This is a genomic window from Draconibacterium sediminis (genome assembly GCF_000949475.1).
Lineage (GTDB): Bacteria > Bacteroidota > Bacteroidia > Bacteroidales > Prolixibacteraceae > Draconibacterium > Draconibacterium sediminis.
In genome coordinates this window covers 365,413-391,121 of sequence record NZ_JRHC01000002.1, presented here as the reverse complement: position 1 = coordinate 391,121, position 25,709 = coordinate 365,413, and the positions used below count along the sequence as shown (strand labels likewise).

Below are 25,709 nucleotides of genomic sequence, written 5' to 3'. Positions count from 1 at the left end.
GGTTCATAGTTGTTATTCGAAAACGACTCCTCTATTCTGAATTATCAATTCCTCCTGATTATCATATTATTTGACGAACTTACGGTTTTTATACGTCTTTAAAGAGCTATTTTAGCGAATTGCCTTAAAATTTTAAATATAATCAATATTCTTCGTATCGATTATTCTTAACCCGGTTAAAAAATTAATGTGTGTTGGAAGAATTGTATAGAAATATAATGAATGTATTTGGTTGAAATTTAATAGGATAGTTGAATTTTGGGAGGTGTCGTTACTCAGCCTTATAAATCTCCATCTTTTCAAGCATCTCAACTGCTTCATCAAAAGTGAGGTAGAGGTCACCTTCTTTTTCATCCCAAACTTGGCCTTTGTTTATTCCCTTTAAGTTGCGATCTGCCCCTTCGAATAGAATTACAGTTTCAAGGGCTTTCATTTTTACCGAGTATTCATCGATTTGAACCACTTTGGCTTTTACCGGTTTCCCGGATATGGGTTTACCTTCTTTGGTTACCTGAACTACGAGACCATAGCAAATTTTTCCTTCTTCCACCCAAGCCGGAATTTTTATCCGCAGGGCATCACTCATTTCAATTTTTTTCTCCTGGTAAGTGTATGAGGCTATTTCTTCTGAATTTTTGGACGAATTACAACTGATAATGCATATTGAGGTGACCAAAATGACTAATAATATCAGTTTTTTCATGAAATAATATGTTTGACCAAACGAATAACCATGTACCATTTTTTATTAACAACGCAACAATCGAAGATGTTTCAAAAAAATAATGGGGTTAAATGTAGTAAATATCAGTGTAAAACGATTAGTTAGCAGATTATTGTTAATTAAAAAAGCCATTTTCTGACCGTGCAGAAAATGGCTTTAAATATTTTGCAATCTGATTGTTTTCTAGAAACCGTTGATGATTCCGATAAAGTCTTCAGCTTTTAACGAAGCTCCACCAATCAAACCTCCGTCAACATCTTTGTTGGCGAATAATTCGTTTGCGTTACTTGCTTTACAGCTACCACCGTAAAGGATTGAAGTTTCTTCAGCAACTTCTTCACCAAATTTAGCAGTAATTGCAGCGCGAATGTTGGCGTGCATATCCTGTGCCTGGTCTGAGCTTGCTGTTACACCAGTTCCGATTGCCCAGATTGGTTCGTAAGCAATAACGATTTTTTTGAAATCTTCGGCTGACAGTTGGAAAACTGTTTCTTCCAATTGATTAACAACATATTCGTTGTGTGTACCGGCTTCGCGAATATCCAAAGCTTCACCACAGCAGTAAATAGGAGTTAATCCGTTCTCTAATGCAAGTGCAACTTTTTTGTTCAGGATCTCACTTGTTTCGCCATAATACTCACGACGCTCAGAGTGACCTAAAATTACGTACTCAGCACCTGTTGATTTTACCATTTCGGCAGAAACTTCACCAGTGAAAGCTCCTTTAGCTTCGGCAGCACAGTTTTGTGCAGCAACACCAATTCTGTCGGTATTTACTGATTCAACTACTTTTGTAATGTGTGTAAATGGTGTTCCCAATACAACAACAACATCGTCAGCACCTTCGCTTGCTACAATCGCGTCAACAGCTTTTGCCAACTCAACACCTTCTTGCAAGGTTGTGTTACATTTCCAGTTTCCTGCAACTATCTTTTGTCTCATATTATTGAATTTTAGTTTATTAGATTTTCAAAATCGACCACAAATTTAACCGAAATTATTGATTCGCGGGGTATTGAATCTAATGCTTAAATATTATTAACTATTTGTTTATTTAAAATTGGACGAATGAGACGCTGGATACTGGATGCTAGATACTAGATACTGGATTCTGGATTCTCGATACTGGATACTTGAGCATAGCCATGTTTACACTGTTTAATTGAGAACTGCGACTGAGAACTGCGACTGAGAACTTACAGCTCGCAGCTCGAAACTAGCCTCTTCTTATTCAATTTCAAATTCAGCTTCAACCTCTTCCGGCGAAGGAATGTCGTTGTAATGCCATTTATCCAGAATGGTTCCGTCTTTCATTACGATCAATCCCGGGTTCGACCGAATCATTGTTTTTAAGGTAATTTCGTCGCAATTAAAGAACTCGTAAGGCGCGTCGTTTTGTTCTGCAAATTCCATTGCTTCATCCTGCAGGGTAGAGGTGAGGCAAACAAACGAATATCCTTTATCCATGGCCCAGTGCGCTAATGTGTTAATCTCTTCCTGCGACTTGGTACTGGTTTTATGCAGGTCGTAGGCCACAAGCATAAACACATAATTTTCGTCGTAAATAAAGAAGTCTTTGATGTCATCACCTTCGGGCGATTCAATGGTGAAATCATGAATGGGCGGTTCGTAACCTTCCTGCACCAAATTCGATTCCATATCGTGGTATTCCCAATTAGTGGTGTCTTGCCATGGATAATTTTGTTCCGTGAATTCTTTTACGTCACCGGTATTTTTGTTCTTATAATAAAATATATTCTCGTAGATTTCTTGTGGCGCATCGTCGGGAATACTCATTGCTTCCGGAATATTGGTGCCCACTTTGTACGGTCTGAAGTCTAATATCGGCAAGTGGCTGTACGAATAGTAAACAATGCCGAAGTACACGATAAAAACACCTATACTAAGTATGCCCGGAACAATACTTTTTACCTTGTCGGCATACCATTTTCGGTTCACCACAACAATAATTGCCAGCGTAATAAATACAAGGTTTTTATAAAATGTTTCCCAATTTGAAATTACCAGTGCATCGCCAAAACAACCGCAGTCGGTTACCGGATTTTTTAGTGCGATCCAAAGTGTTAAAGGTGTAAAAAAGGCCATGAACAATAAGCCCAGCCACGAAAACAAACGCATCCGCCAGTTAAACACAAAAGCCACTCCAATGGCAAACTCGGCAAAAGCCAGCAACACTCCCAGCGGGAAGGCTGCCCAAAGCAACCAGTCGAGCCCCATGGCATTAAAGTAGTCGGTAAATTTGTAGGCCGATCCCCACGGATCGACTCCTTTTACAAATCCGGAGAAAATAAAAACAATACCAAAAAGAATCCGTGCGAGTTGCTTAACAATATTCATAGGCGAGTTTATTCTTTGTTTTCAAATTCAATTTTAATCATGGCAAACACAGAATAATTGATCATATCCATATAGTTGGCATCAATTCCTTCCGATATAAGTGTTTTCCCTTGATTATCTTCTATTTGTTTTGTGCGTTGTATTTTCATTAAAATCAGATCGGTGTACGAACTGATGCGCATATTTCTCCAGGCCTCGCCATAATCGTGGTTTTTATCCATCATCAGCGTTTTGGCTTCGTTAAAATATTTGTCGTAAAGCTCCTGAATGGTTTCATGGGGTACTTCCTGGTCAGATGTGCCTAATTCCAGCTGAATTAAGCCCATAATACAGTAATTAATAATACCAATGAATTCAGGTTTTACGCCTTCGTCAACTTTTGTAACACCTTTTTCTTCAATGCTTCGTATGCGCTGTGCTTTAATGTAAATCTGGTCGGTAAGAGAGGTCGGACGCAATATTCGCCATGCTGTTCCGTAATCGGTCATTTTCTTCGAAAATATATTACGGCATATTGAAATTACCTGGTCGTATTGCTGGTTTGTTCTGTCCATTATTATGTGTCTTTTTTTCTTCTTCTTGAGCCAATTGTGCTCAATTCGTTAAGTTCTGTATATTTTTGTATGCTAAAATTGCCGGATAAAAGTATGAAAAAATGGCAAATTTGGCCTGTTTTATTCTACATTTGTAGTTAACGACAATTAATAGATAGTTAATGATTTGTTAAACAAAAAAGCCCAGTTCTTATGTTGATTACGCAGTCTGCGGGTAAGTTCCTCAAACGAAACAGTACATTACATCTTGGCGAAAAAGAAGTTGATTTATCCATTCCGGTGGTTGCCGGAATTGTAAATATTACGCCCGATTCGTTTTTCGATGGTGGAAAAATGGAAGACGAAACCACCATGCTAAAGGCCGTTGAGCAAATGGTTGCTGATGGCGCCGGAATTATTGATGTGGGAGCGGTTTCCACACGTCCGGGATCGAAAACGGTTTCAACCAAAGAAGAACTGGCGCGTCTGTTACCGGCTGTAAAGGCCATACATAAGGCTTTTCCCGAAGTGGCGCTTTCGGTTGATACTTTTCGCTCGTGGGTAGCAGTTCGTGTAATCGATGAGGTAGGGCCAATCATCATTAACGATATTTCGGGAGGATCGCTCGACAGCAATATGTTTGAAACCGTTGGGAAATTGCAGGTTCCATACATTCTGTCGCATATAAAAGGAACGCCGTTAAATATGCAGGAAGATCCGCAGTACGACGACCTGATTCGTGAAGTAGCGCAGTATTTTGCCGAGCGCGTAAAAAAGCTAAATAAACTGGGCGTAAAAGAGGTGATTCTCGATCCCGGTTTTGGATTTGGAAAAACACTCGACCATAATTACGAGTTATTAAATAAACTCGATGCGTTTAAAGTGTACCAGCTTCCGGTAATGGTGGGATTAAGCCGTAAATCGATGATCTGGAAAGCATTGGATGCCAAGCCCGAAACAGCACTTAACGGCACTTCGGTGGCCAACACCCTGGCATTAATGGGCGGGGCCGACATTTTGCGTGTACACGACGTAAAAGAAGCGGTTGAGGCAGTAAAAATATTTTGTGAAATTAAAGCAACAATCATTTGATGCTGGCATTTATAACCATACGATTTCTTGATATTCTCGATATTCTGCTGGTGGCTTTTTTGCTTTACCAGCTTTACCGCCTTATAAAAGGAACGGTAGCTTTTAATATTGTTATCGGGCTGTTTTCGCTGTACCTGGTTTGGCTTACGGTGAAAGCGCTGAACATGGAGCTGCTGGGATCGATAATGGGGTATTTTATTGGTGTGGGTGCTATTGCGCTTATTATCGTTTTTCACCCCGAAATTCGAAAATTTCTGCTGTTTATCGGTACCAATTATAATGTGAATAAGATATTGATGCTCGACAAGTTGTTTGGCCAGGGGAAACCGAAGAGCATTAATCAGCAGCAGATTGACAGTATTGTTGACGCCTGCCAGTCGATGGGGAAAACAAGAACCGGTGCGCTGATTGTTATTGCGGATGAAAACGAACTAAACGACCAGATCAATACCGGAGAAAGGATCAATGCAAAAATATCGTCGGCGCTTATACGCACTATATTTTTCAAGAACTCGCCGCTGCACGATGGAGCCATTATTATTAAAGGAAATCGTATTGTTGCAGCAGGTTGTATTCTTCCGCTAACACAAAAGGAATTGGATAAAGCGTTGGGACTTCGTCACCGTGCAGCTGTTGGCATGACAGAAAATACCGATGCATTGTGTATTGTTGTTTCGGAAGAACGAGGATCGATTTCAGTAGCACAGAAAGGTGAAATTAAACGCCGCTTGTCAAAAGAAACGCTGGTGCAAATTCTGGAAGAAAATATCATTGAGGATGATGAAACTGCCGGTCATAAAAAGTAGTTTCAGAAAACAGACGCATCACTCCTGATTCTTATAAGCATTATTTTTTTTGAACCTCTGCTATCGTTCAATCGTTCAGCATGGTGTTTATTTGTTATTTCAATAGTTTATTGTTTTGAAAAGAAAAGTATGAATCGTATTTGTAATCTATTCAATATAAAATACCCCGTAATTCAAGGGGGAATGGTTTGGTGTTCGGGCTGGAAACTGGCTTCGGCAGTGAGTAACAGCGGAGGATTGGGACTGATTGGCGCCGGATCGATGCACCCCGAAACATTGGAGGAGCACATCGTAAAAATGAAGGCGGCCACCGATAAACCTTTTGGAGTGAATGTGCCTTTGATGTACCCCGAAACCGAACGGGTTATGGATATTATTGCCGCACACGAAGTACCGGTGGTTTTTACATCGGCCGGTAGTCCTAAAAAGTGGACCGCCTGGTTAAAAGACAAAGGAATTACTGTGGCGCATGTGGTGTCGAGTTCGTTTTTTGCAGGCAAATGCGAGGCGGCCGGTGTTGATGCAATTGTTGCCGAAGGTTTCGAAGCCGGTGGCCACAACGGCCGCGAAGAAACCACTACAATGACATTGATTCCATCGGTGCGAAAAGCTACAAAACTCCCATTGCTTGCAGCCGGAGGAATAGGATCGGGAGAAGCAATGCTGGCGGCAATGGTTTTAGGTGCCGATGGTGTACAGATCGGATCGGCATTTGCCGTGTCGGAAGAATCGTCGGCACACCCCGAATTTAAACGATTGGTAACCGAACTCGGCGAAGGTGGAACAAAACTGGCTCTAAAAAAACTGGCACCGGTACGGTTGGTAAAGAACAGCTTTTTTAACCGGATTGATGAAGCCGAAAAAGCAGGGCAATCACCCGAAGCAATGGCCGAATTATTGGGTCGGGGCCGGGCAAAAAAAGGAATGTTCGAAGGCGATCTCGACGAAGGCGAACTGGAAATTGGCCAGGTTTCGGCACAGCTAAATCAGATTAAACCTGTTGCCGAAATAATGAATGATATTATTAATGCATACGAAGCTGCTCAAAAAGCGGCAGGGCAGGGACGGTTTGAGTTTTAGATTGAAGAAGATTGAGCACTGAGATTTGAGACTGTGAGACGATGAGCACTGAGACGGTGAGATTGAAGCAGATTGAAGCAGATTGTTAAATTGTAAAACTGTTAAATTGCAATCTGCGACTGCCAACTGCGACTGAGACTTTTCATCGCTCCGTGTAACTCCGAGAATTCTCTGCGCAACTCTGTGGTAAAATCCAATTGTTAAATTGCAATCTGCGACTGAAAACTGCGACTGCGACTTTTCATCGCTCCGTGTAACTCCGTGAATTCTCTGCGCAACTCTGTGGTAGAAAATAAAAGATAACCAATATGCTGTTGTAAACCTGCGAAGGCTTCTCGTTGGTGAGCAAGGTACTTTCGTAGCTCTACGCTAGCACTAAAACGGTGAAAAAAGTGATGTCGTACGCCTACGAAAGCTTCAAAATGGTGGTAAAAGTGCTTTCGTATTGCTACGCTAGCTCCAAAACGGTGAATAAAGTCTTGTCGTATGACTACGATGGCACCAAAACGGTGAAAAAAGTGATGTCGTAGACATACGACGGCTTCAAAATGGAGAAAAAAATGCTTTCGTATTCCTACGCCGGTCCCAAAATGGTCAAAAAAATGCTGTCGTCGGCCTGCAACGGCTTCAAAATGGTGGGTGGGGAGCCTTTAAAATCAGTTAGTTATATTTTTTTTGTTGCTGGTGAAAGCTATTAACTGCTTTTATTCATTCATAAAATCTACCTGCTGCCATTCGAAATCGATCGGATCGTTTTGTTGCGGTACTCCCGGAGTACTTCGTCCGTCAACGATGTATTTCGTCAGCAGTGCCTTTAGTTCATCAGCCTTTTCCGGATTTGTTAGGTAGAGATTGTTGGTTTCGCCCGGATCGGTTTCCAGGTTATATAACTGGTATTTCGGGAGTGTATCAATAACTTCCTTATTTCCCGGACGCGGATAACTCCAGCCGCCCGAGCCCGGGCACAAATTCAGTTTCCACGGACCTTTACGGATGGCAAAACTTCCGTTAACAGAATGGTGTACGGTTGCCTCACGAATGGGCTGGTTGCGGCTGGTTTCGCCCATCAGTGGTAACAAACTGAAACTGTCTTCTCCTTCGTTGTCTGCCAGTTGGTAGCCAATAATTTCGGCGCATGTTGCCATCAGGTCGGTGGTGCAGATGGTATGGTCTGACGATGATCCCGGAGTAATTTTCCCCGGCCATTTTACGATAAACGGAACACGGTGGCCACCTTCAAAAATGTCAGCTTTATGCCCCCGGAAAATGTAACTGGGGTAGTGGCCTTTTGCGGTCATCTCCTCAATTTTTGCAGCCGGAGCACAACCATTGTCGCTGGTAAAAATCACAATGGTATTTTCTTCAATTCCTGCTTCTTTTATTATTTGTTGCATCTGTCCAACATAGTCATCAACCATCATCACAAAATCGGCATAGGGATTTAAACCGCTTTTATCCTGCCACTCCTCGGTTGGCAAAATGGGTGTGTGAGGTGAGGGCAGCGCCAGGTACAAAAAGAACGGTTTCTCCTGCTTCGATATTTGTTTTATGTACGAAAACGATTTACGGAAAAAATTGGGTGTAACATCTTCGTGAATAAAATCTGCCGATGTGGGGCCTTCGCGCCACCACGAGTATTTGCCCGTATTTACAGTCACCGAATCGGGAACTTGTGTGGGCATGCCGTTCTCTACATAAACATAGGGAGCCATATCCAAAGAGGCGCTGTGCCCGTACGAATAGTCAAAACCCAACTCATTCGGACCATTTTTCACCGGTTTCGAAAAATCAACATTATCGAAATCATCCGGATCCCAGCCTTCGCCACCGTTACCAGTTTCGTCTTTTATAGCCCAGTCCCAGCCCAGGTGCCATTTTCCGATAAATGCCGTTGTATAGTTGTTTTCCTGTAACATTTTAGCCACAGTCTTCCTGCTCTGCGGAATCAGAGCTTTTGATTTGCCGGTAAGCACACCCGATTTTAATGTGCTTCGCCAATTGTAACGGCCTGTTAAAATGCCATAGCGGGTGGGTGTGCAAACAGCCGAAGTGGTGTGTGCATCGGTAAAACGTATGCCATCAGTAGCCAGCTGGTCGATATTCGGAGTGTGTATTTTCCCTTGCTCGTTAAAAGCCGATACATCGCCGTAGCCCATGTCGTCGGCTAAAATATAAATGATGTTCGGATGTTGTTGCTCGTTGGTTTCTGTTGAACATGCACTTAAAAAAAGTACTGCGACAAAACAAATTGGTAGGAATAAGTTCTTCATTGGTTTAGTTTAATTTCAGTTGTTAGTGTTGACACAAAGATAAAAGGTTCGTGAAATAAATTCCTGATCGGACCATTTTTTGAATGTTTTTTAGAAAGTATTGGGAAGCGTAAAACCAACATTTGAGAATCAAGGGTTGAAAATCTCTGTTAAATCACAATTTTCTCCCTTTTTCACCTCAGTCCTGAAGGAAGAAAGCGAGAAAATTCTTGATCATCCTTTAGGATTCGAGGTAATATCAAGAATTTTTGGATAAATGGAGTTCAACCCTTGATTCAGATTCCCCTTAAATGCCGAATGTCAGATTCACAAAGTGTTGCAAAAATAATTTCAGGAATTATGACGATTGTTCTTTAAATTTTAAAGGCATTCTGCGCCGAAACCCTTTCACTTAGCGCATAATTCGTATATTTGGTCTGCTTAAAAGAAATTAATGAAACGGATAGCAATTCAAGGAATAGCCGGCTCTTTTCACGAAGATGCGGCCCGACGATATTTTGATGAAGATATTGAGGTGGTTGAGTGTAAGACATTTACTACCGTATGCGAGATGATTGATAACGACCAGGTGGATTATGCCGTTATGGCCATTGAAAACTCCATTGCCGGTAGTTTGTTGAATAATTACCAGTTGATTCGCGATTATCATTTGCGCATTATTGGCGAGATTTATATTCATATTCAAATGAATTTATTGGTGAATGAAGGAGTGAAACCGGAGGATATTACAGATATCCACTCGCACCCCATTGCGTTGCGCCAGTGTATGGAATACATCGAGCACAATTATCCGAACGCCCAGTTGCACGAAAAACTGGATACGGCAGCATCGTCGAAACTGGTTGCCGATAAAAAACTAAAAGACGCGGCATCGATAGCAAACCTGCGCTCGGCCGAGTTGTATGGATTGAGTGTGCTGGATACCGGAATAGAGACCAACAAAAAGAATTACACCCGCTTTTGGGTTTTGTCGAAACATGGCAACCCAACTGAGGGAAGCAACAAAGCATCGGTTTGTTTCGAAGTTGGACATTTTTACGGATCGCTGGCTGCGGTGTTAAATACCTTTGCCAAAAATGAGATTAACCTCACCAAAATTCAGTCGGTACCAAAAATCGGTAAACCCAATGAATATATGTTCCACGTTGATATTGAGTGGGAAAAACCTGAAAATTACGATCACGCCATTCACCAGGTGCTAAAATGTGCATCGAGCCTGTCGATTTTAGGCGAATATCAAAAAGGAAACCTGCATAATGAATAAAACTAAAACAATACGATATGAGTAAAATAGCAATTTTTTACGGTCCTGAAGGTGGATCGGTAAACCGCGTGGCAGACAAAATAAAAGAACTAATTGGCGAAGATAAAGTGGAGATGGTAGCAGTTAAAAATGCTTCGGCTGCCGACCTGGAGAAATATGATAAGATAATTTTTGGTCTTTCAACTGTTGGAAAAGACACCTGGGATTCGAGTTTTTCAAACAACGACTGGGGAAAATTTTTACCTGAAATCTCAAAAGTGGATTACAGCGATAAAACAGTAGCTATTTTTGGTTTGGGCGATCACGTCACCTACTCGCATGCTTTTGTTGATCATATTGGTTTGCTGGGTAAAGAGCTGATGAAAAACGATGCTGTTTTAGTTGGACCGGTTGATACCGAAGGTTACGAGTTCGAAGAATCTGATGCAGTGGTTGATGGAAAATTTATTGGTTTACCGCTTGACGAAGATTTTGAGCCTGAGATGACTGACGAACGTGTTGCAGCCTGGGTGGAGCAAATTAAACCTGATTTCGGATTCTAAACACCTTGATTACAGAGACTGAGGGACTGTGAGTTAGTGAGAATGAAAACTGCGACTGAGACTTTTAGTCTCTGTGCAACTCAGTGACTTCTCTGCGATGCTCTGTGGTAAAGACTGAACGCTGAACTCGAAACCTTGATATTAAAAGCATGAACAATTCACCTCTCGACAAAAAACTTGTTGAAGATAAAATAGCGCAATTGCGCATTCCCGATATTGGCAAAGCATCCATCCGCGAAATTGTGGCCCTGGTAAACCTCGTTGAAGAAGCCAGCGATTTTAAATACATCCGCATGGAAATGGGTGTGCCCGGTTTGCCGCCTGCAAAAGTTGGTGTTGAAGCCGAAAAAGATGCGCTCGACCGTGGCGTTTCGGCTATTTATCCAATGGTTGATGGAATAAAACCACTGAAGGAAGAATCATCGAAATTCATTAAAAACTTTCTGAATGTTGATGTGGCACCTGCTGGTTGTATTCCAACTACCGGATCGATGCAGGGAACCTACGCCGCGTTTATGGCGGCCGGTAACTGCGATAAAAAGAAAGACACCGTTTTGTTTATCGACCCGGGATTTCCGGTGCAGAAACAACAAATGATGGTGCTGGGCCAGAAATACGAAACTTTCGATGTATTTAATTACCGCGGCGACAAACTGAAGGAAAAGCTGGAATCGTTTCTTGCAAAAGGAAACATCAATTCCATTGTTTATTCCAATCCAAACAACCCGGCCTGGATTTGTTTTAACGATGAGGAACTGAAGATTATTGGCGAATTAGCCAATAAATACGATGTGATCGTGATGGAAGACCTGGCGTATTTTGGTATGGATTTCCGTACCGATTTCTCGAAGCCGGGTGAAGCGCCATTTCCTCCGTCGGTTGCTCATTATACCGATAATTATGTGTTGTTTATTAGCAGCTCGAAAATATTTTCCTATGCCGGTCAGCGTATCGGCATAATGGCCATTTCTGATAAATTGTTTAGCCGCGATTATCCCGACTTGCAGGAGCGCTTTAAAGGAACAACCTTTGGATCTACCATTACCTTGCGCCTTTTGTATTCGCTTTCGTCGGGTACAAGTCATTCGGCACAGTGGGCATTGGCAGCCATGTTTAAAGCGGCCAACGAGGGCGAGTTCAATTTTGTAGAGGGCGTAAAAGCCTATGGCGAACGTGCCAAAGAAATGAAACGCCTTTTCCTTGAAAACGGCTTTAAAGTAGTTTACGAAAACGATTTGGGCGTACCCATTGCCGATGGTTTCTATTTCACAATAGGCTATCCGGGAATGACAGGAAACGAGTTGGTTGCCAACTTGCTTTTCTACGGAATTAGTGCCATTGCACTCGATAATACCGGTAGTGACGAAGAAGGCATTCGCGCCTGTGTTTCGTTTGTGTTGCCGCATCAGTTTGGCGACCTCGAAGAGCGCCTGAAATTGTTTAACGAGAATTTTTCAAAATAAACTTTTTGCATTTTTAATGCGAGTAGCGAGAGAGAAATCTGTTTATAAATAGATTTCTCTCCGTTTCTCCCCGAAATTGCAGAAGAAGATTAGAAAGGAATGGATAGACAAAAGATAATATCGCGATTTGAGCATACCCTGAGCCTGATTGATACTTTCGATTTGCATAACGAACCGGTGGTGCTAAAAAAGGGCGAATTATTCATTGACTACGGAGAGAAGAACAAAAAGCTGGGGATTTTGCTTGATGGTTTACTTTATGCTTCTTATCTGTCCGACAGCGGTACTGAATGGGTGTCGCGTTTTTTCTTTCCTCCCAACAACTTTATTGTAAGCAATCACCGCGGATTTGTGCTGGGTAAAGATTCAACCGAAGCCATTCGTGCTTACGAAGACTCGCGTTTGATTTTTATCGAAAAGGATGAGTTTAAAACTTTACTCGATGAGAATCATAAGTTTGAGCGTACGGTGCGTATTCTTGCCGAAGAAAGTTATATTCAGGCAATGGACCGTATTCACTCGTTCCAGTCGCTGAACGCTGAGCAGCGCATCCGTAAATTCTTTGTGGAATACCCTGAGCTGGCTCAAAAGTTACAACGTCAGCACATTGCTTCGTATCTTGGTATTCACCGAAACATTTTAACCCGAATTCTTTATAAATTATAGGTTTATTTTTTGCCTGTTGTTGTATTCATAACCGGAAAAGGTTTGGTGGCTTCGCCGGTGTACAAGGTAACGTGTGGGAACGGGATCTCGATTCCTTCGGCATCAAAACGGGCTTTTATTTCCTGGAAAATTGAATTTTTTACTTTCAGGTAGTTTTGTTTCTCAAACCAGATTCCCAACAGAATATCAATTCCGCTTGCTCCAAAATCTTTGAAAACGATTAGTGGCTCCGGCTCGTCTAAACTCAGTGGATTTGCTTTTGCAACTTCTTCCAACAAGGTTTTAACTTTCGCCAGATCTTCTTTGTAGGCCACACTTACGTTAAAATCGAGGCGCCGGATAGGGAAACGTGTAACATTTATCAGCTCGGTAGAAATTATGGTCTGATTCGGAATCCGCAACAGTTGGTTATCAAAAGTTCGAATTTTAATAGCAAGCAGATCGATGCTAAATACAACTCCAGCTTTGTCGCCAACTTTAATTACATCGCCAATCTCGAATGACTTTTCCCCAACCAGAAAAAAACCACTAACAATATTACCAATACTGGTTTGCGAGGCCACACCAATTACCAGCCCGATAACACCCGCAGCACCAAAGAACGGTGTTGGATCAATATTTAGCTGATCAATCAGGATGAAAGCCAGCAATATATATCCTGAATAATAAATGAGGCGCCGAACGATCATTTTTCTTTGTTTAGACAGGGATTTTGGCAGCACTTTGTTTACGACAAATGCCAGCAGGTAAATCAAGGCAACTCCAACCACCAAAATGATCAGTACCCACATTAATTTTTCAAGGTTGGCAGTATTAAAATATTTCGAAAAGTCAAAATTCATTATTCAGAGCGATAAATGTTTTTAATAAAATGGAAATTAATCTTAAGCATACTTTTGCCTTCGGGGTTTCGTGGTTTGGCAACAATATCGTGGTTCTCGCCATGAAAAGCTTTTGAGAAACCGTAGTTTACCGAACTTAAGTAATCCTTGCCCCTGTATTCCAGTTTCACCTGGCTTGTTACCAAATGATTGCTGTATTTTACCAAATGCATCTGATCAACACGAATGATAAGTCGCTCGATTTCAAGAGCTGCATTGTCGTTGTTAAAAATAGTGACAGGGCAAATCGCAAATCGTTCGTCAGCTTCAATTGTGCTAAAATTAAGGTAGTGCTCCGATTCAAGCGCAAAAGCCACTTCGCCGTTTACCGGTTCGCCAAACCATGTATTCGATATGTGTTGCAAGGGAAACTCCGCAAGCAGGTTTTCATCTAGTTTTTTACTCGCATACACCTGGAGAATAAGCGGAATTTTAACAAAAAAAGTTAAGCGTTGTTTGGGTGAAATTATTATCCGGCTGCTCTTAAAAACCATTGGTTTTACGGGCAGGGCAGGAGTTAGTATCAGTCTGTTCGATTTTCCGGAGTGGTAGTAAGTTCCGTCAACAATTTCGTTGGTGTCAATTTCCTGTCCATCGTTTACATCGTCAAACGATTTTAGGTACCAGCCTTCGTCGTTGCGCTTAATTCCCAGCGTAAAAATGCCATAGTCCGTCAATACGCTTTCGCCAGGATTCAGTTGCTTTTTACCGTATATAGATAATTTCTCCATAGTGTGAATTTGATAACTAAAATTACCAATTTTTTGTTCCGAAAAATCATAAGTTGAAAAAAATCCGGCATTGCCGGATTGATTTCTATAGATTTTATTTTGTTTTAATATAACCTGTGAAACTGTCGATTGTTTGAATTTGCTGAGCTAATTAACCGAATTGATCCGGTTTATACAATTCTTCTGCCAAAAGGAGTTAGTGCCAGCGAGGCCATTTTAAAATGTTGTTTTGCCCACGGGATACCGATAATCGTAATTCCTAAAAGTAAGCCAAAGAGTACATGAGTTAGCATGATCCAGATTCCGCCGATGAGTAGCCAAATAATATTCATAACGGTTGACAGACAGCCCGGAGCATAATCCATGTATTCGATTTTTTGCCCAAAAGGCCAAAGTGCGAGTATGCCAAGTTTAAACGACTGAATACCAAATGGGATTCCAACGATTGTTATACAAAGTGCGATGCCGGCAAGCATGTATTCCAAAAAGATGGCAAAACCACCGAATAGTAACCAAATTAAGTTTCCTAAAATTTTCATTGTTCTTTAATTTTCAATAAATGTTGCTTTTTGTTTTAATGTATCAATAAAAGATGCATCCATCCAATAAATATTTGAATTTCCGCTCTCGGGAGCATTATGCATATTTTGTAATGTCTTATAATCAAGTATGTCCGGACTTAAAGTATTGACTTTTGTGGTCATAAAGAACATATAATTACCATCGGGCGAAAAACTTGCCGAGTACTGAAAGGTTGTCGCGCTATTCACCTTTTCTCCCATATTTTGAGGGATGCTCCAACCTTTTGTTTCATTAAAAAACGATATGTAGTAATCGGTTCCGCCATACGAATCGGGCATGCCAATGCAGGGAATGATCATAAAACTTTCGTCGGTGGCAATAGTTGTATTAAACCGGGCCCTCCCGCAGTTTATTTCTTTAGGCATCGGTTCTGGCTTTTGGTAGTTGCCATTTTCGAATGTTGATTTGTAAATGGTATTTGCTCTTGTCGTCGGATCTTCACGTGTAAAATACAGGTTACCATTGGCAGCCACACTTGGGAAAAATTCAGGATCAGACGAATTTATCACTGTGTCTAATTTGTATGGAGCGCCCCAATTGTCTTCAATACGATCTGCAACCCAAATATCGGTTATAAAGCGATTGTTCTCGTCAATCTCTTGGCCCTTATTCGAAACAAAAAACATCTTTTTGCCATCAGGAGATATGCAGGGTTCGATATAAATGTAGCGAGAATCACGGGCAAAAGAAACTACCTCGGGTTTTGTCCATCCGTTTTTGGTGTTTTTACAGTATAGAATAGTGGCGTATCTCGAGTTCCCAATATTTTTTCCAAAATATACCTCGTTTCCATCGGGGGTGAAAGTAATATCACGAGAGGCTATACCATCGTTCACAAAGCCTGGAGCAAAAAGTTGAGGCTCGTTTCCCGGTAAACTCTCCCCGAGATAAGGTTCGGTAACTGGTTTATTTGTATTACTGCAGGATGCTACAATAATTGCCACTATAAGTAGTAGTGAAATTTTCATTTGAGTTTATTTAAATAAAGTGTAAAATACAAGAACAAGAAGTGCAACTATGGCAATAAGCAACAACAATAGTTTTGGAATAATACCTTTTCCCGAATCGGAATCCTGAACGGTAAGATTTTTTTTGGCCAGTTCTTTCTTTTTAAAACTCTCGCCAAGTGCCACCCCAATCGATATTCCAATTCCGGCGCCCAGCGCAATTCCAAGTCCTATATTATCCAACGCAACACCCAGTGCAATTCCTGGCCCCATACCAATAGCATAACCAATGGCAATTCCCCGGCCCATTGCTTTTGAAGCCAACTGATTATTCGCGCTGTACATTCCTGCTTTATTTTGTTTGATCAGGATAATTACCAACACCGATAAAAGTAAAATGCCAATGGCCAGTCCAGCAAAGAGTAGAGTTGCGTTCATCGTTTTCTTTTATATGTGTATCAAACCAAAACGAAATTACTTATTTCATCGGTTTTTCTACCGCGTGAAAAAGGTAAAACGCCGATAATTACAGATGAGTGTTAAATATTCAGCATCGAACAAGTGGTATTTTTTCTACAGTTGCTAAATACTTTTTAATTTTAAGCTTTTGAATAGAAAGCAGAATTATGATTGTACAGAAAGAAATAACACTTCCCGCATTCCGACGCGGATATCATTTAATTACCCGATTAATTGAAGAGCAATTACCGGAATTGCCCGAGAAAGGATTGCTGCATATACTGGTTAAACATACATCGGCCGGTATTACGTTGAACGAAAATGCCGACCCGACTGTGCGCACCGATTTTGAGAATTTTATCAATAAAATGATCCCCGAGAACGATCCGGTTTATGTGCATACCTACGAGGGAGCTGATGATATGCCTGCGCACCTTAAATCGTCGGTTATTGGTGCCGAAGTAACCATACCCATTACCCGCCATCGATTAAATTTGGGCACCTGGCAGGGAATTTATTTTGGAGAATTCCGTGATTACGGGGGTGCACGGCGATTGGTATTAACGATATATAGCTAAAAGCAGAAAAACCGGGAACTCCCCGGTTTTTCTGCTTCATTTTATGTGCTGTATTAATTTGTTTCTTTTACATCCCAGCCATAATCGATGTATTCCCAGCTAAAGTTTTCTCCTTTAACATCAATCTTTAAAAATCCTTCTTCCATGCCAAATCGTTGGCCTTGCCACCACTGCGAAGAAACAGCTCCCCCGGTAATGTAATGAATCCCATTGTATTCAATATCTTCGAGGAAATGCAAATGTCCCTGTAAAACCAGTTTTGTATTGTGTTGTTCGAGTATCTCCCTAACCTGGTTCGCATTGGTAACAATCGAGCCCTCCGACATCCCCTCTGTAGGGCCTTGCATAATCTGCGATCCTATACTTAACAAAGGAATATGAATACTTACGGCTATTGGTTTGTCTCCTGCTGTTTTCAGATCATTTTTTAGCCACTCCAGTTGTTCTTCGTCAACATGTCCGTAGTAATGTCTGTCGTTTGTAAATCCAATCCCATCGAGAACCACAAAATGCCAGTTTTTATAATCGAATGAGTAATAACGCTTGGCCAGTCGGTTTTGGTAAAGCTGTTTGCCGTATTCTTCATGCGACGGAGAAACGCCGCTATTTTCGTATAACCCGAAAACTTCATGATTTCCCATGGTGTTATAAACCGGAGCTTTCACTTTTGCTACCGTATTTTCGTATAGCTTGTAAAGGCTGTCGCTGGCCTCATATGTCTGCCCAAGCGCATCCATTATGTTGTCGCCTCCTGTTAATACAAAATCCGGTGTTAGACTGTTTATCGTATCAATAGCCTGGCTAAAACCTTCTGTTGCATTACGTTCTGGCGTAATATGAATATCAGTCATAAATACAAAAGAGAAGTCATCTGTTGCAGAATCTGCTTGCTGGTTGGAAGTTGGTGTGCAACTAAAAAGCAGAAATAAGCTGAATGATAAATAGATTAGCTGTTTCATTTTGTTGTTTTTAATTATACTGTGAATTTAAGAGAATTAGTGAAAAGAAATGTTGATTATAATTTAAATAATCTTTAACCGGAGATTCATTTTTTGGCAGAACTTGTTATGAAATATACTGCTTTGGATTATCACACCCTTATCGTAATTAATATAATTACAATAGAACTCATTTTTTACTGAAAGCAAATTAGAGTGATTTTTTATCGAAAAATATCGCAAATAATTATCATTTTTGTTCGTAATTTGTGTGCAACTAAATTTAATGCAGATGAAAATTTCTGTTGATAACTATTCTGAAGAAGAATTACAGGAAGAGGGAGTTTTTGATTGGCCGGTTCGTAAGCTCGATGAAGAGAAAATGGATTGGTATTACGAGGAAACAGAGATGTGTTATATTGTCGAGGGTGAAGCGATAATAGCAACTGAGTTTGAACAAACAACAGTTCGGGCAGGTGATTTTGTCACCTTTCCGAAAGGCCTTGAGTGCGTTTGGGACGTCGAGGACGAAATAGAAATGCACTATTCCTGTGAATAATCATATTTACTTCTTAAATATTTTACAAAGTTTGCATCTGAACTAACTGTTGAATTAGATCTTATGCGAAAGGTTTTATATTTGGTAGTGGCAATCATCTTGTCACTTGGTGCAAACGCACAGGAAATTAGTAAAGAAACTCAGAAACGAATGCAGTGGTTTGGCGATGCTAAGCTGGGTATTTTTATTCATTGGGGTATTTATTCTGTAAACGGCATTGATGAAAGCTGGTCGTTTTTTAACGACTATATTTCGTACGACGACTACATGAATCAACTGGCCGGATTCACAGCCGAAAAATATAATCCTGAACAATGGGCTGAACTGATTGCCGGAAGTGGAGCCCAATATGCTGTGCTTACTACAAAACATCATGATGGCGTGGCACTTTGGGATACCAAATGCAACGATTTAAATGTGGTTGATAAAACGCCTGCGGGAAAAGATCTGGTGGCCCCTTTTGTTAAAGCATTGCGCAAAAATGATTTGAAAGTTGGTTTGTACTATTCGTTGCTCGACTGGTCGCATCCTGATTATCCGAACAAAACACGAAAAATTAAACGTTACGAAAATGACTCACTTCGCTGGGCAAATTTTGTCGACTTTAACTTTTGCCAGTTGGAAGAATTGTCGAAACAATTTAAACCCGATTTGTACTGGTTTGACGGCGACTGGGAGCAATCAGCAGAAAAGTGGAAAGCAAAGGAGTTAAGCGAATCTTTACGGAAATGGAATAAAGATGTGATTCTGAACAGCAGGATTCAGGGCTATGGCGATTATGCCACACCCGAGCAGGGACTGCCAGTAACTCGCCCCGATGCACCGTATTGGGAGCTGTGTATGACCATGAACGACAGCTGGGGTTATCAGCACAACGATCACAATTATAAAACGCCCAACCAGGTTATTCGCATTCTGGTGGATTGTATCAATAAAGGAGGGAATTTACTGCTTGATATTGGTCCGAAAGCAGATGGCTCAATTCCTGAAGAACAGGTTAAGATTTTAAAAGAACTGGGCCGCTGGACGAACAAACATGCTGAAGCCATTTACGGAACGCAGGCCGGAATTCCATACGAACATTATTACGGACCAACTGCATTGAACAAAACCGGAGATATTCTTTATTTATTTGTGCCACACAAACCAAACGGTTCGCTGGTGTTGAAAGGAATAAAAAATAAGATTAACCGGATGTGGGTAGTTGGTAATGGAACCAAGTTAAACTGGGATGTGAAAATGAAACAATACTGGAGCGCTGTTCCGGGAATTGTATACATTGATGTACCCGAAAAAGTGCTTGATGAGCAGGTTACGGTAATCGCCGTTCTACTCGACGGAAAAGTTGACCTTTACCGCGAGCAGGGACAAGTGATTGAGAGTAACTAAAAACGTTTTAACTAATCGTAAGTATATTGCCGTTTTTCTGCACGCTGTATGTTTTTAAACTTGCAGTTGCCGGTCCGTTAACTACAGCTCCGCCGGTTGTAAAACGCGATGAATGACATGGGCAGACAACATCACCATCAGCATGAACATAGGCCACTGTACATCCCTGGTGCGTACATATTTTTGAAAGAGCCAGGTAGGTACTTTCGCTTGTTCTGAAGATCATAATGTTTCCTGCATATACAAAACCGCCAACTGTTCCCAGATCCGCATAAGTTGAACTGCTTAGATCAATGGTTACGTCATTACCGGGTACATTCGGATCTTCTGGTACGTAATCGTCATCGCTACTGGAGCATGCACTAAAAATTGCAGGTGCGGTTAATAGAACGCTGCCACCGTACGCAAACTTTTTGATGAATTCTTTTCTTTTCATAACTGTTTTACAGGTTGTTTGAAAGTATAAACACCAAAAAGTATTTTATTGTTCGGTTTAAGCAAAGAAAATAGCTATTATTCTAACTCACAGACTTTCTCGAGTTTACTGGTGTGCAAATACCACAAAAAACCACTTACTTTTGAGAAACCGGTGTTTTGTAAAACTCTGGCATACTCTTTAACCTGGTACAGGTACTTGTCTTGTCGTTCGCCGGTTTTGTAATCAACAACAATCGCTTCGTCGCCCGAGAACATTATGCGGTCGGGTCGCAGCAGTTTGTCGGAAGTAAGCAGGTCGCGTTCGTTCAGTACTTCGTAGCTGCCATCAAACCACTTTTTAACCTCCGGTAGCAGCAGGTTGTTTTGTATGCTTGTTTGAATTTCATCAAACTCTGTTTTCGACACTTTACCATCTTGCAGCGCCTGTAAACAAGCAGCATTGGCATCGTCGGCCAAAACAATTTCAGATAAAATATCGTGAATGATTTTCCCGGTATTTTTAACCGAGTATTGATGCTCGTTCTCAATTAAAAAATCTTCGCCATTCAATCGCAAACTAATTTTATCCGAAATGTCGTTAAAGTTGTATTTTTTGATCAGAATGGCTTTCTGCTCGTCATCCTGCTGCGGCTGTTTAGCAATTCTGCCGAATTCAAAACGATCCTGTTCTTCGTTAAAACAATCGGCAAATTCATCCTGCTTACTTTGGTTCGCCAGCGCTTTGTGCAATAAATAATGAATTGGTTTGCCCGAGCCTGAATTATTTTTACTCTCTTTTGGCATGGGGCAATTGGCGATCAGCACCGTGGCGGCACGCGTAAAGGCCACATAAACCAAATTAAGCGTGTCGATGTAGTAATTCATTTTTTCCTCGAAATACATGGGTGCAAATTCTGATGTTTCCATGTGTTTACCGGCCTGGATCGGTAGTAACGGAAATTTGTTAAACGGTTCTGATTGTGGTTTGCACCAAAGCAAAGGTGCCGTTGTACCACTCCAGCTGGTTTTCCAGTCGAGGTAGGGGAGCAGAACTGCTTTAAACTCCAGCCCTTTTGATTTGTGAACGGTCATCAATCGAATCGAACTTACCTCTTCATTTACATTTACCGATGTGTTGCTACCTTTTTCGTTCCACCAGTACAACAGGTTCGACAAATCGTTTGATAAGGATATTTTTAATTCGCCCGCTTTATCTATCAGTGTTTGCAGAAATGGCAATTCCGATTCGAAATTGAACAAGCCAAAAAGCGAACAAATATGCGTGATTGTTTCATCCAGTGATGTTAGCAAAACCTTTCGTTTTACCTGCTCGAGTTTACCGGCTAATTCCGAACTGAATTCTTCGTCAAAACCGGGTTGAAGGTGCCAGTCGCTGTAATCGTTAAAATCAAGCAAACTTTGCCCATTGTTTGAATGAACCGGAATACTCATGGTTTTTAAACGGGGTTTTAGCCAGCTTTGCCACAAGTGTAACAAGGTAGCCTGTGTGATTTTATTTTCCGGATCGATCAACAGCTCGATGGTACTTATCACAACCAAAACTGCTTTTGAGGCATGTAAAAACAACGATTCGTTTGACAGTACCGAAAGGTTATAGTTTTTATTCTCATCGAGTTTTGCAGCCGCTAAAAAGGCTTCGATAATTGGGCCGCCCTCTTTGTTTTTACGGATTAAAATGGCAATGTCTTTGGCTTTAATTCCCTGATCCTGCAGGTATTTTACCTGCTCAACCAATTGTTCGGTAGCCGTTTCTTCAAAGTCGTCTTCCGGAAGGAAATTGATTTGTGTGAAACCTGTTGCTTCATCATTCGATTTTCCGGCTTCCTGTTGGTACGACGAATAAATATGATCGAACTTTTGAATGTAAGCCTCCCGGTTTTCAAGCGAACCGATCAGGTAATCTTCAAAAGCTGTTTTTAGTTCTCCAAAAATGGCGTTGTTAAAAGCGATGATGTTTTTATCGCTTCGCCAGTTTTTTTCTAGGGTAAAATCCTGTTTTTGTTGTGGCGAAAACTGGGCATCCAATTGCTCGGCCAAAATGCTCCAATCGCTGTTACGCCAGCGGTAAATCGATTGTTTTACATCGCCCACAATAAGGTTGGCATTACCTTCGGCCAGCGAGTTTTCAAGCAGCGGCCTAAAGTTCTGCCACTGCAGGCCCGAGGTATCCTGAAACTCATCGAGCATAAAATATTTATAGTAGTTGCCAATTTTTTCGTACACAAAAGGCGAATCGCTCTGACCGATAATTTTGCTCAGCAACAGGTTGGAATCGGAAAGTTGCAAAGCACCTTTTTCCTGTTGAATTTTTTTTATTTCCTCCTTCAGGTCGCTAAGAATTCCCAACATTCTCAACTGTCGGAGCGCAGCCTGGGCAGTGTTGTACCTTATGTTATTCGACGTGTAAAACTCAACAAGCGAAATTAATCCCGGTTGCAGTTTTGTATCAACCATGTTGTGGATTTCAGCCGCTTGTTTGTGTTTCGCTGAGTACCATTTTTCAACGTCTTCGCAAGCTGTAAGAACGCGCGATCCGGGTTCTTTTATTTCGCCGTTGGCAAGCGATTGAATGTAGCCGGCAACTCCCGATTTTTTATACGAGAAATCATCAACCGAAAATCCGTTGCTAAAAATGTCGTTAAATAATGTTTGTGCTTTGTCTTTTATTCCCTTTTCAAATTGACGGATGATCTGGCGCAGTTCTTTGCCAAAATCATTCAGGTTTTCGCGGTTATAAACCGATTCTCCTTCATCAGGGAAAAACACCTGGAACGATTCTTTAAAAAGCTCTTTGCCCAGATTTTGTATATCGTCGTCGATGCGCTGGCTACGGTTGGCTTCAATCTTTTCTTTACTGTAGTCACGCAACCATTTTAACAGGTCTTTATCGTCATTTATTCGGGCCAGCAAACGGTCGGAAGCTTCCTGTAAAAGCAGGTCGTTGTCGAGTTCCACCGTAAAATTAGGCGAAATACCCAGCTCGCGGTTAAAGGATTTGATTACTTTCTGCGTAAAAGAATCGATCGTATTTATTGAAAAACGATTGTAGTCGTGCAGAATATTTTTGAGCACTTCTTTAGCCCTTTGGCGGATAAATTGTTCGGTGTAATTATTGTCTTTTTGAAGCGGTTCGATGTAGGGAGAATCTTTCTCGATGGCCAGTAAATGCAGTTGCTCAAGGATCCTGCTTTTCATTTCGTTGGTGGCCTTGTTGGTAAAAGTTACTGCCAGAATGTGTTTGTAGTTGTACGGATTGCTCAGGATTATTTTCAGGTATTCAACAACCAGTTGAAAGGTTTTTCCCGATCCGGCAGAAGCTTTGTAAACTGTAAGCATGTATGTGATCTGAGTTTAAAGTTCAGTGTTTAAAGATAAGATTTTGAGTGGAGGACGCAAGGCTAAAATCCCGGTGGTCCAATTCGGTTTTGCTGAATGCTGATGCTGGTTTCGATTTTGAATTTCTTTGAAACCTTGTATTGCATAAACATGGTAGAGCCGTAGGCATCAAAATAGCTCGAATTCTGATTGGGAAGTGGCGCCGAATTAATGAAGTTCGCCCCGTAGCTGTATCCGCCAATAACAAATTTGTCGCCCAATTCGAATGCCGCAGAACTTAGCATTTCTGCGTTGTAATAGTAGGGTGAAACAATATCAGATCCGTGAAATGATAAACCGGTGTAATTGAGTTGAGGGAATGCAGCCAACGCTAAAGTATAGCGACTTTGGTAAAACCGGTTCATATCAAAAGCCGGAAGTTGCAATTCCTCCATTAGGTAACTGCCATCAAGCCCGCCGTTAATCAGGTTGTAATATTCAATCTGGCGATGCAACAGGACTTCGCTCGAATCAACTTCGCCAAAATCCATTTGCAAACCTTGCTGGGCAACTGCCTGCAGGCCAAAGAACAATAGAAATCCAATTAAAACTGATCGCATAGCTTTCATTATATAGTGCTATACAAAAGTACCATTTATTACGAGGGGATTCAAAAATGTGAGCTTAAAAACTGTTAACGCATTATCAGTTCGTGGCGCTGTTTTATCTCGTCGTAAAGTCCGTCGCTGATTTTGTACAACGGTAAACGAAGGATATTTTCAATGGTGCCTTGAATATTCATAAGCGCTTTAATTCCTCCCGGATTACCTTCGCGGAACAGCAGTTGGAACATCTCAATTAGTTCGAAATGAATTTTGCGTGCTGCATCAAAGTCATTGTTCAGAGCAAGATGCATAATTTTGCTGATTTTCTCGGGATAAGCGTTTGCTGCCACCGAAATTACTCCTTGTCCGCCAATGGCAGCAATGGTAATGGCAAGCAGGTCGTCGCCCGAAATAACCGTAAAATCATCGGGTGTATATTTCCCTATTTTAGTCATTTGCGAGTGCTCGCCCGACGCTTCTTTGATGGCCACAATTTTATCCGATGCTTCAGCTAAACGTCCAACAGTGGTTGCTTCAAGATTTATACCGGTACGCGACGGTACATTGTAAAGAATAACCGGAACCGGACTTGCTTTGGCAATTTCAAGATAATGGCGGTACATTCCTTCCTGCGAAGGTTTGTTGTAGTAGGGTGTAACAACTAAAATTCCGTCGATGCCTTCAAAATTAAAGTTATCAATCTGGTTGCACATGGTGCGGGTGTCGTTTCCGCCCATTCCAACCACAACCGGCAAACCATTGGCTTTTTCTTTTACAAGTTCAACCACCTGTGCTTTTTCATCAGCGCTTAGAGTGGCTGTTTCTGCGGTGGTGCCAAGAGCTACCAAATAGTCCATGTCACCTTTTACCTGGTTATCAATTATCGTTTCAAGTGCTTTGTAATCAACCTGATCGTTTGTTGTAAACGGAGTAATTAGCGCTACCCCTGCGCCTTTGAAATATCGACTCATGAATCTGTTCTGTTGTTTAGTTGCGCAAGATAGAAAATTTGTTGTTCGGCCAGAAACATTGCATCCTTATTTTGGTCAATCTTAATATTCAGATCGAAGTAGGAATCATCGGCTTCAGAACTGCCAATTTTGAATTTAGCATGTGATAACGCTGTTATATAATCGGCAGCAAAGTTTTTTTCGGCAGCCAAACACAGCAGAAGATCAAGTTCCATTTCGATAAAGTCGCCTACTTTTTCGGGTTTCGGAATTCCCCACCAGTTGAGGTCGTTTACGGTTAAGGAATTGGCTTCGGCGGCCGGATTTGAATCGCTGTCGAAAATGCAGTAATCGCGAAAAATAGCACCATGCCTGTTAAAATAATCGCGGAGGTATTGCACCGCCGGTTTTTCCGATGGTTGCCAAATCACACCCACTTTCGAATGTAAAGCAAGATTAGGAATTACCGGTGTGCGTTTCTGCGCAGCCACCAGCTTCCGGAGTTTTCGATAGGCATATTTTTCTTTCAATCCCATAAT

At 41.4% G+C, this 25,709-nt stretch carries 27 protein-coding genes; 11 read left to right on the top strand and 16 right to left on the bottom strand.

Features of this window, described 5'->3' with window-relative positions; translation table 11 throughout:
• Window positions 1-271: 271 nt before the first annotated feature.
• The 4 genes from LH29_RS11530 to LH29_RS11515 form a co-directional block, all read right to left on the bottom strand.
• Complete coding sequence (locus LH29_RS11530) at window positions 272-703, bottom strand: hypothetical protein (protein WP_157493675.1); 432 nt, start codon at window positions 701-703, stop codon at window positions 272-274.
• A gap of 204 nt (window positions 704-907) precedes the next feature.
• Window positions 908-1,666, bottom strand: a complete 759-nt coding sequence (tpiA, locus tag LH29_RS11525) for a triose-phosphate isomerase (protein WP_045029814.1) — start codon at window positions 1,664-1,666, stop codon at window positions 908-910.
• A 285-nt stretch (window positions 1,667-1,951) separates the two neighbouring features.
• The gene (locus LH29_RS11520; RefSeq protein WP_082063600.1) at window positions 1,952-3,082 is read right to left on the bottom strand and encodes a BT_3928 family protein; all 1,131 of its coding nucleotides are present in this window, start codon (window positions 3,080-3,082) and stop codon (window positions 1,952-1,954) included.
• Window positions 3,083-3,090: 8 nt separating this feature from the next.
• Entirely contained in the window at window positions 3,091-3,636 is a 546-nt protein-coding gene (locus LH29_RS11515; RefSeq protein ID WP_045029813.1) for a DUF1599 domain-containing protein, read from the bottom strand.
• 192 nt (window positions 3,637-3,828) lie between these two features.
• Between LH29_RS11515 and folP the strand changes: the two genes are divergently transcribed.
• The 4 genes from folP to LH29_RS24620 all read left to right on the top strand — a co-directional run bounded on the left by folP (window position 3,829) and on the right by LH29_RS24620 (window position 7,123).
• The gene (folP, locus tag LH29_RS11510) at window positions 3,829-4,707 is read left to right on the top strand and encodes a dihydropteroate synthase (protein WP_045029812.1); all 879 of its coding nucleotides are present in this window, start codon (window positions 3,829-3,831) and stop codon (window positions 4,705-4,707) included.
• A complete protein-coding gene (gene cdaA, locus LH29_RS11505; protein ID WP_157493674.1) occupies window positions 4,707-5,513 on the top strand; it encodes a diadenylate cyclase CdaA in 807 nt (268 codons plus the stop codon). The genes folP and cdaA overlap by 1 nt, the downstream gene beginning before the upstream one ends.
• Before the next feature lie 129 nt (window positions 5,514-5,642).
• Window positions 5,643-6,593: an NAD(P)H-dependent flavin oxidoreductase gene (locus tag LH29_RS11500; protein ID WP_045029811.1), complete on the top strand. Its 951-nt coding sequence runs from the start codon at window positions 5,643-5,645 to the stop codon at window positions 6,591-6,593.
• 383 nt (window positions 6,594-6,976) lie between these two features.
• Window positions 6,977-7,123, top strand: a complete 147-nt coding sequence (locus LH29_RS24620) for a hypothetical protein (RefSeq protein WP_157493673.1) — start codon at window positions 6,977-6,979, stop codon at window positions 7,121-7,123.
• A 174-nt stretch (window positions 7,124-7,297) separates the two neighbouring features.
• Here the strand turns inward: LH29_RS24620 and LH29_RS11495 are convergent, their stop codons facing one another.
• The gene (locus tag LH29_RS11495; protein WP_045029810.1) at window positions 7,298-8,863 is read right to left on the bottom strand and encodes a sulfatase family protein; all 1,566 of its coding nucleotides are present in this window, start codon (window positions 8,861-8,863) and stop codon (window positions 7,298-7,300) included.
• Window positions 8,864-9,296: 433 nt separating this feature from the next.
• Between LH29_RS11495 and LH29_RS11490 the strand changes: the two genes are divergently transcribed.
• The 4 genes from LH29_RS11490 (at window position 9,297) to LH29_RS11475 (ending at window position 12,798) form a co-directional block, all read left to right on the top strand.
• Window positions 9,297-10,127, top strand: a complete 831-nt coding sequence (locus LH29_RS11490; RefSeq protein WP_045029807.1) for a prephenate dehydratase — start codon at window positions 9,297-9,299, stop codon at window positions 10,125-10,127.
• A 17-nt stretch (window positions 10,128-10,144) separates the two neighbouring features.
• Window positions 10,145-10,669, top strand: coding sequence for a flavodoxin (locus tag LH29_RS11485; protein ID WP_045029805.1), 525 nt, complete (start codon window positions 10,145-10,147; stop codon window positions 10,667-10,669).
• Between the two features lie 149 nt (window positions 10,670-10,818).
• The gene (locus LH29_RS11480; RefSeq protein WP_045029802.1) at window positions 10,819-12,132 is read left to right on the top strand and encodes an aminotransferase class I/II-fold pyridoxal phosphate-dependent enzyme; all 1,314 of its coding nucleotides are present in this window, start codon (window positions 10,819-10,821) and stop codon (window positions 12,130-12,132) included.
• 99 nt (window positions 12,133-12,231) lie between these two features.
• The gene (locus LH29_RS11475) at window positions 12,232-12,798 is read left to right on the top strand and encodes a Crp/Fnr family transcriptional regulator (protein ID WP_045029800.1); all 567 of its coding nucleotides are present in this window, start codon (window positions 12,232-12,234) and stop codon (window positions 12,796-12,798) included.
• A 2-nt stretch (window positions 12,799-12,800) separates the two neighbouring features.
• Here the strand turns inward: LH29_RS11475 and LH29_RS11470 are convergent, their stop codons facing one another.
• The 5 genes from LH29_RS11470 to LH29_RS11450 all read right to left on the bottom strand — a co-directional run bounded on the left by LH29_RS11470 (window position 12,801) and on the right by LH29_RS11450 (window position 16,377).
• Window positions 12,801-13,640 (bottom strand): mechanosensitive ion channel family protein, encoded by an 840-nt coding sequence (locus tag LH29_RS11470; protein ID WP_045029797.1) that lies wholly within the window; start codon window positions 13,638-13,640, stop codon window positions 12,801-12,803.
• A complete protein-coding gene (locus LH29_RS11465) occupies window positions 13,640-14,410 on the bottom strand; it encodes a DUF432 domain-containing protein (RefSeq protein ID WP_045029794.1) in 771 nt (256 codons plus the stop codon). Before LH29_RS11465 ends, LH29_RS11470 begins: the two co-directional genes overlap by 1 nt.
• Before the next feature lie 170 nt (window positions 14,411-14,580).
• Window positions 14,581-14,949: a YccF domain-containing protein gene (locus LH29_RS11460; RefSeq protein ID WP_045029792.1), complete on the bottom strand. Its 369-nt coding sequence runs from the start codon at window positions 14,947-14,949 to the stop codon at window positions 14,581-14,583.
• 6 nt (window positions 14,950-14,955) lie between these two features.
• Window positions 14,956-15,960 carry a TolB family protein gene (locus tag LH29_RS11455; protein WP_045029790.1) on the bottom strand — a complete coding sequence of 335 codons (1,005 nt, stop codon included), beginning with the start codon at window positions 15,958-15,960 and terminating at the stop codon, window positions 14,956-14,958.
• A 6-nt stretch (window positions 15,961-15,966) separates the two neighbouring features.
• Entirely contained in the window at window positions 15,967-16,377 is a 411-nt protein-coding gene (locus LH29_RS11450; RefSeq protein WP_045029788.1) for a hypothetical protein, read from the bottom strand.
• Between the two features lie 188 nt (window positions 16,378-16,565).
• Here LH29_RS11450 and LH29_RS11445 point away from each other — a divergent pair, with 188 nt between their 5' ends.
• Window positions 16,566-16,976 carry a secondary thiamine-phosphate synthase enzyme YjbQ gene (locus LH29_RS11445; RefSeq protein WP_045029785.1) on the top strand — a complete coding sequence of 137 codons (411 nt, stop codon included), beginning with the start codon at window positions 16,566-16,568 and terminating at the stop codon, window positions 16,974-16,976.
• A gap of 53 nt (window positions 16,977-17,029) precedes the next feature.
• Here the strand turns inward: LH29_RS11445 and LH29_RS11440 are convergent, their stop codons facing one another.
• Window positions 17,030-17,935 carry a metallophosphoesterase family protein gene (locus LH29_RS11440; RefSeq protein ID WP_082063598.1) on the bottom strand — a complete coding sequence of 302 codons (906 nt, stop codon included), beginning with the start codon at window positions 17,933-17,935 and terminating at the stop codon, window positions 17,030-17,032.
• Between the two features lie 271 nt (window positions 17,936-18,206).
• Between LH29_RS11440 and LH29_RS11435 the strand changes: the two genes are divergently transcribed.
• Both LH29_RS11435 and LH29_RS11430 read left to right on the top strand, forming a co-directional pair.
• The gene (locus LH29_RS11435) at window positions 18,207-18,473 is read left to right on the top strand and encodes a cupin domain-containing protein (protein ID WP_045030231.1); all 267 of its coding nucleotides are present in this window, start codon (window positions 18,207-18,209) and stop codon (window positions 18,471-18,473) included.
• A 63-nt stretch (window positions 18,474-18,536) separates the two neighbouring features.
• On the top strand, window positions 18,537-19,862 hold the full coding sequence (locus LH29_RS11430) for an alpha-L-fucosidase (RefSeq protein WP_045029783.1): 1,326 nt from the start codon (window positions 18,537-18,539) through the stop codon (window positions 19,860-19,862).
• Between the two features lie 7 nt (window positions 19,863-19,869).
• Here the strand turns inward: LH29_RS11430 and LH29_RS11425 are convergent, their stop codons facing one another.
• The 5 genes from LH29_RS11425 to LH29_RS11405 all read right to left on the bottom strand — a co-directional run bounded on the left by LH29_RS11425 (window position 19,870) and on the right by LH29_RS11405 (window position 25,706).
• Window positions 19,870-20,298: a QcrA and Rieske domain-containing protein gene (locus tag LH29_RS11425; protein ID WP_045029781.1), complete on the bottom strand. Its 429-nt coding sequence runs from the start codon at window positions 20,296-20,298 to the stop codon at window positions 19,870-19,872.
• A gap of 77 nt (window positions 20,299-20,375) precedes the next feature.
• The gene (locus LH29_RS11420; protein WP_045029778.1) at window positions 20,376-23,636 is read right to left on the bottom strand and encodes a UvrD-helicase domain-containing protein; all 3,261 of its coding nucleotides are present in this window, start codon (window positions 23,634-23,636) and stop codon (window positions 20,376-20,378) included.
• A 62-nt stretch (window positions 23,637-23,698) separates the two neighbouring features.
• Entirely contained in the window at window positions 23,699-24,235 is a 537-nt protein-coding gene (locus tag LH29_RS11415; RefSeq protein ID WP_157493672.1) for a hypothetical protein, read from the bottom strand.
• Between the two features lie 74 nt (window positions 24,236-24,309).
• Window positions 24,310-25,191 carry a 4-hydroxy-tetrahydrodipicolinate synthase gene (dapA, locus tag LH29_RS11410; RefSeq protein ID WP_045029775.1) on the bottom strand — a complete coding sequence of 294 codons (882 nt, stop codon included), beginning with the start codon at window positions 25,189-25,191 and terminating at the stop codon, window positions 24,310-24,312.
• Complete coding sequence (locus tag LH29_RS11405; protein ID WP_045029773.1) at window positions 25,188-25,706, bottom strand: DUF6913 domain-containing protein; 519 nt, start codon at window positions 25,704-25,706, stop codon at window positions 25,188-25,190. The genes dapA and LH29_RS11405 overlap by 4 nt, the downstream gene beginning before the upstream one ends.
• Window positions 25,707-25,709: the final 3 nt, after the last annotated feature.